The 11,665-nt window shown below is 39.9% G+C and carries 11 protein-coding genes; 7 read left to right on the top strand and 4 right to left on the bottom strand.

Annotation, left to right across the window (positions count from 1 at the left end):
• The first annotated feature begins 23 nt into the window (after positions 1 to 23).
• The 4 genes from ACS5PU_RS10630 (at position 24) to ACS5PU_RS10615 (ending at position 5,235) form a co-directional block, all read left to right on the top strand.
• Positions 24 to 2,915: a DEAD/DEAH box helicase gene (locus ACS5PU_RS10630; protein WP_439459263.1), complete on the top strand. Its 2,892-nt coding sequence runs from the start codon at positions 24 to 26 to the stop codon at positions 2,913 to 2,915.
• 358 nt (positions 2,916 to 3,273) lie between these two features.
• On the top strand, positions 3,274 to 3,591 hold the full coding sequence (locus ACS5PU_RS10625) for a YgaP family membrane protein (protein ID WP_439459262.1): 318 nt from the start codon (positions 3,274 to 3,276) through the stop codon (positions 3,589 to 3,591).
• A 65-nt stretch (positions 3,592 to 3,656) separates the two neighbouring features.
• Positions 3,657 to 4,439 (top strand): 3-keto-disaccharide hydrolase, encoded by a 783-nt coding sequence (locus ACS5PU_RS10620; protein ID WP_439459261.1) that lies wholly within the window; start codon positions 3,657 to 3,659, stop codon positions 4,437 to 4,439.
• A 94-nt stretch (positions 4,440 to 4,533) separates the two neighbouring features.
• Positions 4,534 to 5,235 (top strand): TMEM175 family protein, encoded by a 702-nt coding sequence (locus ACS5PU_RS10615; RefSeq protein WP_439459260.1) that lies wholly within the window; start codon positions 4,534 to 4,536, stop codon positions 5,233 to 5,235.
• On the opposite strand, the gene aat is transcribed toward ACS5PU_RS10615, so the two are convergent.
• Positions 5,232 to 5,870, bottom strand: coding sequence for a leucyl/phenylalanyl-tRNA--protein transferase (aat, locus tag ACS5PU_RS10610; RefSeq protein WP_439459259.1), 639 nt, complete (start codon positions 5,868 to 5,870; stop codon positions 5,232 to 5,234). The genes ACS5PU_RS10615 and aat overlap by 4 nt on opposite strands.
• A 73-nt stretch (positions 5,871 to 5,943) precedes the next feature.
• On the opposite strand from aat, the gene ACS5PU_RS10605 reads away from it, so the two are divergent.
• Both ACS5PU_RS10605 and ACS5PU_RS10600 read left to right on the top strand, forming a co-directional pair.
• Positions 5,944 to 7,386, top strand: a complete 1,443-nt coding sequence (locus ACS5PU_RS10605) for a DUF1800 domain-containing protein (protein WP_439459258.1) — start codon at positions 5,944 to 5,946, stop codon at positions 7,384 to 7,386.
• A 102-nt stretch (positions 7,387 to 7,488) separates the two neighbouring features.
• Positions 7,489 to 8,688, top strand: coding sequence for a DUF1501 domain-containing protein (locus ACS5PU_RS10600; protein WP_439459257.1), 1,200 nt, complete (start codon positions 7,489 to 7,491; stop codon positions 8,686 to 8,688).
• A 74-nt stretch (positions 8,689 to 8,762) separates the two neighbouring features.
• Here the strand turns inward: ACS5PU_RS10600 and ACS5PU_RS10595 are convergent, their stop codons facing one another.
• A complete protein-coding gene (locus ACS5PU_RS10595; RefSeq protein WP_439459256.1) occupies positions 8,763 to 9,653 on the bottom strand; it encodes a DUF6694 family lipoprotein in 891 nt (296 codons plus the stop codon).
• Between the two features lie 54 nt (positions 9,654 to 9,707).
• Positions 9,708 to 10,061: a hypothetical protein gene (locus ACS5PU_RS10590; RefSeq protein WP_439459255.1), complete on the bottom strand. Its 354-nt coding sequence runs from the start codon at positions 10,059 to 10,061 to the stop codon at positions 9,708 to 9,710.
• A gap of 108 nt (positions 10,062 to 10,169) precedes the next feature.
• Here ACS5PU_RS10590 and ACS5PU_RS10585 point away from each other — a divergent pair, with 108 nt between their 5' ends.
• Entirely contained in the window at positions 10,170 to 10,538 is a 369-nt protein-coding gene (locus ACS5PU_RS10585) for a YccF domain-containing protein (RefSeq protein ID WP_439459254.1), read from the top strand.
• A gap of 103 nt (positions 10,539 to 10,641) precedes the next feature.
• On the opposite strand, the gene ACS5PU_RS10580 is transcribed toward ACS5PU_RS10585, so the two are convergent.
• Positions 10,642 to 11,616, bottom strand: a complete 975-nt coding sequence (locus ACS5PU_RS10580; RefSeq protein WP_439459253.1) for an App1 family protein — start codon at positions 11,614 to 11,616, stop codon at positions 10,642 to 10,644.
• Positions 11,617 to 11,665: the final 49 nt, after the last annotated feature.

Raw genomic sequence — 11,665 nt, 5'->3', positions numbered from 1 at the left:
TACCAAAAATTTTATACCCATCAATGTTACGTGTCGATAGTTCTAAACCCTGTAAAATTGTGTACTCCTTGTGCAAACATGAGTACCTGGGCTATTTAATTGAACCTCACGTAGTTCAGCTTAATCCACAGGGCGATTTCTCTTTTACCTATCAGCGTATTTTTACCCATACGGCAGAAGAATTTCATGCCTGTTTAGGAGATATTGATTACAAGCTGATTAAGATTTTAGACGATATTGAGCAGGATTCGCTGATCAAAAAATATTATAAAAAACTAATCCGCCCAACTGAGTTTTTTACCAAAATTTTCGACGATAAATTTTACGAAAATGTACGTCCTAAAATTGAGAAGAAACTTGCCGAAGCCTTAGAGCTTTTAAAGATCAAGAACGAACTTTATGTTATGGATAAAGATGGCTGGCCGGTAGAGCGCAAAATCGAACTCGCCGCCGAACCCGCATCCATCCTGTTCCACTTTCGCCGCAACGAAACCGAAACACGTTACTTTCCAACCATTAAGTACCAGAACCTGCGCATCGAATTTATGTTTAAGGAAGCGCAGATTATCAGCAACAAACCTGCCTGGTTATTGCTGAATGATATTTTATACTTTTTTGATCAGGATATTGAAGGCAAAAAATTACAGCCCTTTTTAAACAAGCGCTTTATTGCCATACCCAAAACTACCGAAGCTACCTATTTTGAAAAATTTGTGGCTCCTTTAATAGAGAAGCACCATGTTTATGCAGAAGGTTTCGAAATCAGGACCGAGCAATTTGAAGCCGCACCCATAATTAAGGTGCTGTATGTAGATGGCGGCCTTTCTCAGATTCAACTGTATTTTAAATATGGCGAATATACGTTCCCTGTTGAAAATGCGCATAAAGTAACGGTACGTCTGGAAAAAACAGCTGATAATTATATCTTCCACCGGATAAAACGTTCGGCCGAATGGGAGAAAAAACAGTTTAACCTGCTTTTATCTTTGGGACTAAAAAAAACCAGTTCGTTGTTCAGCAACCTCGAAGTAGCATCAGCAGATGAAAATCCGAGTTACGCGGCCATCAACTGGGTTAACGAACACATCGAAATTCTGCAGGCATCTGGCTTCGAAATTGAACAGGCCACCGGGCAGAAAAAGTTTGTATTCGGGGCCAGTAAAATCGATCTTGAAGTTAAAGAAGGGAACGATTGGTTCGATATCAATGCCGTTGTTTGGTTTGGAAAGTATCAAATCCCTTTCCTTTCGTTAAAGCAGCATATTTTACATAAAAAACGCGAATTTTTATTGCCCGATGGCGAAGTGGCCATTATACCCGATAAATGGTTTACGCAGTATGGCAGTTTATTTAGCCTGGCAGAAGCCGGAAAAACCTTAAAATTAAAGAAACACCACATCGGCCTGATCAATGATCTGGCAGAGGATAGTTTAGCCAACATTACGCTCGAGCGCAAGCTTCAACGTTTATCAGATTTTGAGGATATAGCTGATACGCAAATGCCTGTTCATTTTAAGGGCAGCTTGCGCGATTACCAAAAAGCAGGCTACAATTGGTTCAGCTTTTTACGCGAATATAATTTTGGTGGCTGCTTGGCAGATGATATGGGTTTGGGTAAAACCATCCAAACATTGGCTATGCTGCAAAAAGTGAAAGAAGACGATCAGTTATTGGGTGTACCCAGTACCTCGCTGATTATTATGCCCACTTCACTAATTTATAACTGGTTAACAGAGGCTAAAAAATTTACCCCAAAACTTAAAATACTGGCCCACACAGGTACGAACAGGAATAAAGATGTAGCCAATTTTGCCAACTTTGATATCGTGATTACCACTTATGGTGTAACCAGGGTAGATGTTGATGAACTGAAAAACTTCTATTTCAACTACGTTATATTGGATGAGAGCCAGAACATCAAAAACCCGGCATCAAAATCATTCAAGGCCGTTAGAAGCCTAAAATCAAAGCACAGATTGATTTTGAGCGGTACACCTGTAGAAAACTCGGTGAGTGATCTTTGGTCGCAGTTAACCTTTTTAAACCCTGGATTATTAGGCACACAGGCCTTTTTCTTCGAAGAGTACGTGCAGGCCATCGAGAAGAAAAAAGACGAAGAAAAAGCGCGGAAACTACAATCGATCATTAAGCCTTTCGTACTCCGCAGAACCAAAGAACAGGTAGCTGCCGAATTGCCGCCGAAAACAGAGCAGGTTATTTACTGCGATATGAGCGAAGATCAGGCTGCGTATTACGAAAAAACAAAATCTGCCTACCGCAACGATCTGCTGCAAAGTATGGATGATGGCACTTTTGCGCAAAAACAGGTTCAGCTTTTACAGGGCTTAACCGCACTGCGCCAATTGGCCAACCATCCGGTAATGATTGATGGAACTTACATATCAGACTCTGGAAAATTCGAAAATGTGATCCATACCCTCGATAACGTGCTTAAAGGCGGACATAAGGTTTTGGTCTTTTCGCAGTTTGTAAAACATCTCGATATTTTTAAAAAGCATTTCGAAGCCGAAAACATACCTTTCGCCTATTTAGATGGGGCAACGCGCAACCGCGGCGAAATTGTTTCCGAATTTCAACAAAATACCGATTTAAAGGTATTCTTAATCTCGATAAAAGCTGGAGGTGTAGGTTTAAACTTAACGCAGGCCGATTATGTGTTTATCCTTGATCCCTGGTGGAACCCAGCCGTAGAGCAACAGGCCATTGACAGGACGCACCGCATTGGTCAGGATAAAAAGGTTTTTATCTATAAATTTATTGCAAAAGATACCGTAGAAGAAAAAATATTGGCCTTACAAAACCGCAAAAAATCTTTGGCCAACTCGCTAATTACCACAGAAGAGAGTTTCTTTAAATCGCTTAGCAAAGAAGATATTAGGGATATATTGAATTAGAGGATAAAATCGTTATACCGAGGACCTGTTCCGGTTCATCGGAAAGGCTTTTTCAGCCGACCAAGCACTCTCATCAGGAAGATCGTTAGCGTAAAAGATTTCTTCCCCAAAAATCGGGTCGGGCTGTCGTTCCTCCTCGCATCAATGACGAGCATTCTATTTGGATTCTGCATATGGTATCGTAGTAGAAGTCTCTTATTCACTTAATGATATAAATACTCCGTGTAAATCTGCGAATCTGTGTCCAAAACTTTCGACAACATGTACGTCCTTGGCCTATTCCGAACACAATTAATGTTCTTTTCAAAACTCATTCCCACATAACTTGTTATATAGTAGAACATAATTGCTAACCATCATGACAAATCAAGATTTTAATACCGCAGTAAATAACGTAAAAGAAGCCTGGAAATATCCAGAACTATTCGAAAATGTTTCCAAATCAGAGCGCTGGCTATCTGGTGCAGCCGGAACCTACTTGCTCTTTAAAGGCATTACCAGCATTTTTTCGCATCCGGTTATCGGTTTAACGGGAGCAGCAATTGGTGCCGGCCTGTTGTACCGTGGCATTACAGGTTATTGCCCAATGCGCGATTTAGCCGAGCAGCGAAAAGAAGATCTGGCCCCCGATGAACTAATTATCAGAGAAACCTATATTGTTGATGATTTGGGGTAAAATTTTAAATACTAAACTTCCATTTGTTAATAAACTGGTTAACTTTAAAAAGTTAAACCACAATTATGAACAAGTACACACTATTATTTATTCCTGTTTTTTTTGCAGGGCAAGCTATGGCACAAGATAAAAAACCAGATCCTGCCAAAGACCCTAAAACCACTGAAGTTTGGGAACCCGTTCCTAAGGTGGTAAGCCCGGGCAAGCTCCCTCAAGATGCGCCTTCTGATGCAATAATTTTATTCAATGGCCGCAATTTAGACGCTTGGCATTCTGTTAAAGATCCATCAAAACCTGCTGCTTGGACCATTGATGATGGCTTTTTTACCGTAAAAAAAGGAACCGGAAATATAGAAACCAATAAAAAATTTACCGATTACCAATTGCATATGGAATGGAAAATTCCGGCAAATATTTCTGGCGAAGGCCAGGCACGTGGAAACAGTGGCGTATTTTTAGCTTCAACAGGTGGTGGGGATGATGGTTATGAAATCCAGATTATGGATGCTTACAACAACAAAACCTATGTTAACGGACAAACAGGAAGCGTTTATAAACAAGCTGTTCCGTTGGCCAATGCCAACAAAAAACCTGGCGAATGGCAATACTACGATATCATCTGGAATGCACCACGCTTTAATGAAGATGGAACTGTGCAAAAACCGGCCAGCGTAACTGTATTTTTAAATGGAGTACTGCTTCAAAACGGATTTATTTTAAAAGGCGAAACCCGTTACATCGGCGCTCCCGAATATAAAAAACACGGCCCAGCTTCAATAAAACTACAAGATCACGGTGATCCAAGCCCAGCTATAAGCTTTAGAAATATCTGGGTAAGAGAATTATAATTTCAACAAAACAACAATGGCAAGCCTGCAAATCAACATTTGCGGGCTTTGTTATTTAATGGTTCACCATAATCCTCGTTTGTAATGAGGATTAATGGGAACAGCGATTTTATCGCTGCCAACAGCAGCAGCTTTTGTTTTTGTGATTAATTTGATTGATACTTGTATCACGGTTAAAGGTACATTTGTTATGAACAAAGGCAGATTAGAAGCATTTAGCGATGGTGTAATTGCCATCATCATTACCATAATGGTTTTAGAGATGAAGGTGCCCGAGCATGGCGAAACTTTGGCCAGTTTAAAACCACTGCTCCCTAAATTTATCAGCTACATTTTGAGTTTTATCTATGTAGGTATTTACTGGAACAACCACCACCATTTAATGCATGCCGTAAAAAAAGTTAGCGGGCCAATGTTATGGGCAAATCTTAACTTTCTTTTTTGGCTATCATTATTTCCGGTAGCTGCCGGTTGGATGGGCGAACATCATTTCGCCCTCTGGCCTGTAATTATTTACGGCGCTGTGCTTTTCCTGGCTGCTGTGGCCTACACACTATTGGTAATTGTAATCAAAAAAACAGAAGGGCAACATTCTTTGGTGGTACATGCCATAGGCAACGATGCCAAAGGCAAATATTCGTTACTTTTCTATCTGGCCGGGGTTGGATTAAGTTTTATAAACCCTTGGTTTGGCGTTGCGCTTTATTTCGCTGTGGCCTGCATCTGGTTTATCCCCGATAAAAGAATAGAAAATGCCATACGCGATCAGGATTTACTTGATACCGGTAAGCATTAAGGTTCGTTAGGCTGAAGCATTTCCATATACAGATCGCGGTTAATCATTTCGGCGCCCAAGCTAATTAAATGATCATTTGGCAACTGGCAATCTATCAAATCGATGTTCATTTTACTCAAAAAAATCAGTGCCGCTTTAGAAGCATTGCTTACATGGCTAAACATGCTTTCGCCGCAAAAAACGCGGTTAACTTTTATCCCGTACAAACCACCAACCAGTTTATTTTCCTGCCAAACCTCTACACTGTGTGCGTAGCCATGTTCATGCAGGTTGATATAGGCGCTTTGCATTTCGTTGGTAATCCAAGTACCGTCTTGTCCTGCCCTTTCGGTGTTCGCACAGTTAAAAATCACCTCCTTAAAAGCCTGGTTAAAAGTTACGTTAAAAATCTCCTGTCGTAGAATTTTCCGCATGCTTTTACTGATTTTAATCTTATCAGGATAAATTACACAGCGTTGGTGCGGCGAATACCACAATATAGGTTCACCCTCACTAAACCACGGAAATATGCCGTTTGCGTAGGCGATTAACAATCTTTCCATACCCAGATCGCCGCCAATGGCCAATAAACCGTCATCTTCTGCCAAAGCTGGATCAGGGAAACCGGGATCATCTTGTAGTAACTGAAAAAACATAGGCGAAAATAAGAAAGAAAACAAAGATTAAACCCTTGCGTTTTAAATAAGTCATACTGTTAAATTGTCCATTATGAGCGCAAAAGATAATTTCTTAAAAGTAAAACATCTTTACAACCGGGCGGGCTTCGGTATTTCTTACGCAGACCTGCAAAAACTCAGCAAAAAAAATCTTGATAAAGTGGTTGATAACCTGATCAAAGATTCGCGGAAAGAAGATCCCATAAATTTAGTGAACGATTTTGAATCGAAACGGCAGCTTTTGATACAGGCCGGCTTATACGCTAAAAAAGACCTGAACGATGAAGAAAAGAAAATGCGCCAACAGATTGTACGCGAGCAAAACGAAGTAAGCCGCGACCTCAACATTGCCTTCATTAATAAAATGATCAATACCGATGCCTCGTTAAGGGAAAAGATGACCCTCTTTTGGCACGGCCATTTTGCCTGCCGCAGCAACAATCCGTTTTTTGCCCAACAGCTTAATAATATTCAACGGAAAAATGCGCTGGGCAGCTTTAAAACCTTACTGGTTGAAGTTTCGAAATCGCCTGCAATGCTGCAGTACTTAAACAACCAGCAAAACAGAAAAGGAAAGCCGAACGAAAATTTTGCCCGGGAACTGATGGAGCTTTTTACCCTGGGCAGAGGGAATTACAGCGAACAGGACATTAAAGAATCTGCCCGATCATTTACCGGATGGATGTACGATAAAGACGGTACTTTTATTTTCAGGGAAAACCTTCACGATAACGGTACCAAAACATTTTTCGGGAAAATAGGGAACTTTGAAGGCGAAAACATTATCGATATTATTCTCGAAAAACCGGAAACGGCACAGTTTATCGCCCGTAAGGTATATAAGTTCTTTGTTAACGATAGCCCGAACGAAGGCCATGTTAAAGAACTGGCCGATCATTTTTATAATTCGAAGTACAATATCGCTTCGCTGATGAAAAAAATGTTCACTTCTGATTGGTTTTACAGCCCCGAAAATGTAGGCACAAAAATTAAATCGCCAGCTGAATTTTTAGTAGGCCTAAGCCGCGAATTTTATGTTACCTACAATAAGCCACAGGTTTTAATTCAGTTGCAGAGCAGCTTAGGGCAATATTTGTTCAACCCACCAAACGTGGCAGGCTGGCCAGGTGGGCAAAGCTGGATTGACAGCTCATCACTGATGTTAAGAATGCGGATTCCATCACTCGTTTTAAACGATGGGGAAATAGATTTTAGCGGAAAAGCCGATCCGGAAGATGAGGCTGTAATTGCCCTGAGCAGAACGGCTACCAGCAACGCAAATGCGAATGCTAAGCCTAAATCGTACGTAAATGCAAATGCCGATTGGCCTAAGTTTTTAGATACCTTACCTAAAGGTTTAACACCGCTTGAACTGACCGAATTTTTATTACAACCGAAACTGAACTCAAAAATTACCACAATGGTAAGCGATAATAAAGGCTTGCGGAGTACCGCAGTCGAAATTACCAGCATGCCAGAGTACCAACTGTGCTAAACTGAGGGTCAATAGTCCATGGTCGATAGCCAATTCGCTAAGCGCCCAAACCATTGACCATAAAACCATTAACGATGAACCACCAGTTCAAAAACTAACAAGATGAACAGAAGAAATTTTTTAAGAAACACCGGATTTGTTGCTGCAGGCTCGCTATTTGTGCCTGCCTTTATGAAACCGCTTGAGGCCATGGCGCTTGATGAGCTGAGCCTGTATAAAAATCTGGTTGTGGTACAGCTTTCGGGCGGAAATGATGGGCTAAACACGGTTATTCCCTACGGAAACGACATATATTATCAAAAAAGAAAAAGCATAGCCATTAAACCCCAAGAGGTAATTAAGCTAACCGACATGCAGGGATTAAACCCGAACATGGCGGCTCTGCAGGAAATACACGATCAGGGCTGGATGACCGTTATCAACGACGTGGGCTACCCCAACCCCGACCGCTCACATTTCCGTTCGATGGATATATGGCAAACAGGGAGCGATAGCAACCAATTCCTTTCAACAGGATGGATTGGCCGCTATTTAGACAGCAATTGCCAAACCTGTAAATTCCCTTATACGGCTATAGAAGTAGACGACTCGCTTTCGCTGGCCATGAAAGGCCAAACCAAAAAAGGTATTGCTTTAAAAGATCCTGCTGCACTGTTCCGCAACACCAACGATCCGTTTTTTAAATCCATGCTACAGAATGATAAAGAACATTTAGACGAAGACAATTTGGGTTATTTGTACAAAACCATGATCGAAACATCATCATCTGCAAGTTATATCCAAAACACCTCAAAAATTTATCAATCTAAATCTACTTATCCGAATTCGGGTTTTGCCAACCAGTTAAAAACAGTTTCTAAATTTATTTCTTCAGGTTTAAAAACAAGGGTTTACTATGTTTCGTTAAGTGGTTTCGATACGCATGTAAATCAAATCGGCCAACAGGGAAATCTGCTTAAACAGTACAGCGAAGGTATGGCTGCTTTTTTGAAAGATTTAAAATCGAACAATAAGCTGGACGATACGCTGGTAATTACTTTCTCAGAATTTGGACGCAGGGTAGAACAGAATGCAAGTAACGGCACCGATCATGGTACGGCCAATAATATGTTTGTTTTTGGGGGAAAACTTAAAAAACAGGGCATTTTTAATGCTGCTCCAAACCTCAGCGACCTGGATACAGGCGATTTAAAATATCAATTGGATTTTAGGCAAGTTTACGGCACTATTTTAGATAAATGGCTGGATGTAAACAATGTTGATATTTTGAACAAGAAATTTAATACACTGGATTTTATATAGAATTTAACAAAGAAGTCAAGTTTTTATATCGACAAAATTTTGCCATTCAAACTTGACTTCTTTTACAGCTTACCTTATCTACCCGTTAACACAAGTTCATCCAATGTCCCCTTGGTATCTTGAACTTCCTTTAATTCCGCTTTCTTCTTTTGAATTTCGGCATCAATATCTTCAACACTAAAGTTAGGTAGGGCTGTGGTTTTACCGTTTATGGTAATGCTTGATGCAAACAATTTCAGTTCCAGATCATAATCGGCGAGTTTAGGTTTGGCAACGGGATATTTCACCGCATTCCATTTGGTAGGATTATTTTCTTTTGCCTGCCTTAAAATCACATTTCCATTCATGCTGTCGCCAGGGTTTAAGCTGTTGGTCCCATCACCATCGCTCCAAATCTGGGAGGCAATAACCTTTTTGGTCGATATTTCCCTGATTTCCAAAGTAACCTCTACATTGCCCATTAAGGCCTGCTTACCCACGTAGGTATATTCTATCTCGAGCTTAGGTACTTTTACATCAAAAAAATCATCTTCCGATAAATAAAGGCTTGTTATTTTAAAAATGTTCAGTTTGCTTTTATCCTTAAGGAGCGCTTTTTTTTGGATTTCCAGCGTATCTATCGCGGCTGAGGCCTTTTCTATTTCTTTTTTATGCTGTTGCTGTAAAAGATTTTCGGCCAGGCTAATTACCGAAGCGTAACTTAACCCATCAATCATTTCTAACGAAATTTTATCAAAAGATTTTCCTTTATATTTATCCGGCTCGTTCCATTTTAAACGCATCGAAGTTAGGGCAATAACCCTTAGCGCCTTTTCTAGGTTTGTGCGCTCATCCTGGTCGAGTGTTTTTACGATTTTTGCTTTAGAAACCTCAAATTCCTTTTCGGATTTGGCCTGAAACTTTTCTCTGCAACCGGTTAGGCCCATTACCGTACAGAGTAAAATGGCAATGTATATTTTGTTCATAGGTTAAATTAGATGAAAGCTGTAACAGCAGTATAAATGTTTTGTTTTTTGGTTTTATTTCCGTTTGAGCACATAAACCGGGCGGTTCGAATCTTTATTAAGCTGCTCGGTATAAACACTAAACAGTTCGTAGCCATAACCCTTCAGCTTATTTAAGCAATCTACCGCCGAATTAAATTCCATTTTCTTACCGTTTTCATCCCTAATGTACAATTCGCTATATTCGCTTGTTTTTTGTCCATACTCCAACGCAATCCATTGTTTATCTTCAAAAAAGCTTTCTATTGCACGTATCTGGATATAATCGGAGTGGATATCGGTAAGTTTTGTACCGTTTACATTTTGAGCCCTGGCATTGGGCAGCCAAAAGCATGCGGCTAGTGCCGCTGCGAGGATTAATTTTTTCATGTTGTGTTTCTTTTGTGTGTAATCCTAAATTACAAAGAATAGCTTAACTATACATCACCCTAACTGTAACAAAATATCGATTACTAAATCTTAACCTAAAAAAACACAATGAACTTTTTAGGCAATATCATCTGGATTATTTTTGGCGGCATCTTTATTTTCTTCGAATACATTATCGGGGGATTAATTCTCTGCCTTACCATAGTGGGCATCCCTTTTGGTATCCAGTGTTTTAAGTTTGCTATAGTTGGCTTGGCTCCTTTTGGCGTTAAAATAACCGATACTTCATCAAACACGGGCTGCCTTTCTACCATTATGAACCTGATATGGATTTTCTGCGGTGGTTTTTGGATCGCTTTAACCCATTTATGCTTTGGTATCCTGCTTTGTATTACCATTATCGGCATTCCGTTCGGCCGCCAGCATTTTAAATTAATGAACCTAGCCTTCACCCCTTTTGGTAAATCAATTTCTTAAATGCAAGCGTTTAAAAAGGCAGAAAACTAAGTTAAATAGCCGCAGATTTTATCGTGGCAGGAAGGAAAGCGGGATTATTGTAACCGGTCAGTACCCTAAAAATTCACCGGATCAAACCTATCAATCTGGAATGTTCAATGGCCTGCATACTGTTGTTAAATAAACAGATTTTTACATTTTTAGCTTCAACCCTTTTAAGCAGTTGTAAAGTAGCGAGTTCCTTTTCAGGGCGGATGTTCCGGATATAAACTGCTTCAATATTTTGTGGGTATTTATCTACTATTGCAGTATAAATTTCAGGGTCCTGCTGCGAGTTATCTCCAAAAAAGATAAATTTCTGATTGGGAAAGGCATCCAAAATGCGCATTACCCTCAATAATTTCCCCTCATGCCCTGTTTTGCCCGTTCTGATTAAATCTTTCCAACGTTTTAAAGTATTCAACAGAAAAGCACCATCAGGTAATTTGTTAAACTTAAAAGTCTCAATCAAATAATCGTACAGGTTCCATTCACTGCTGCTCACATAAAAAAAAGGATTGGGCTGGTTCTTTTCCGTGTAGGATAGGGCAAGTTGCTGATAGTGGCTGGCCGCATCGGGAAAGGTTTTACGGGTATGCGGATTTTTGATAAAAAGTTCCCGCAATCTCCGGCCTATGGTAGCCGAATGCGAAATCATTACCGTATCATCTACATCCGAAATAAATGCATATTGCGTAATATGGGGCACATACACATTTCCTTCGCCTATATTTAACACTTTTCCGTTTTTATCAACTGCGGCTACAATTACCTGGTGCCAGCCTGCAGGAATATCATGCTCAGCCTTCCATTCGAACTTAAAAAAACCATCGCCTTCGGTTTTGTTGTAAATGGTCTGTTCAAAAAACTGTAACCTTACTTCAACAAAAGCATATGGTTTTAAAATAAAAAGCTTTAAAAGATGGGCAATATTAACAAATATATTGTTGCTGTAAATCTGCTGTGTTTTTGCTTTGCGTTTAAAAACATGGCCATATACAACCAAATTATGGGCATGCCCGTAACCATGATATACTTTTACACTAACAGATTTATTCATTGATATTAAAACAGAGTTTGTTAAAAGTTGTTTGTGATGTAAACATAAG

Source organism: Pedobacter sp. GSP4 (assembly GCF_051857575.1).
GTDB lineage: Bacteria > Bacteroidota > Bacteroidia > Sphingobacteriales > Sphingobacteriaceae > Pedobacter.
Note: the sequence above shows the minus strand (reverse complement) of the source record. Positions and strands in the feature narration are given on the sequence as shown.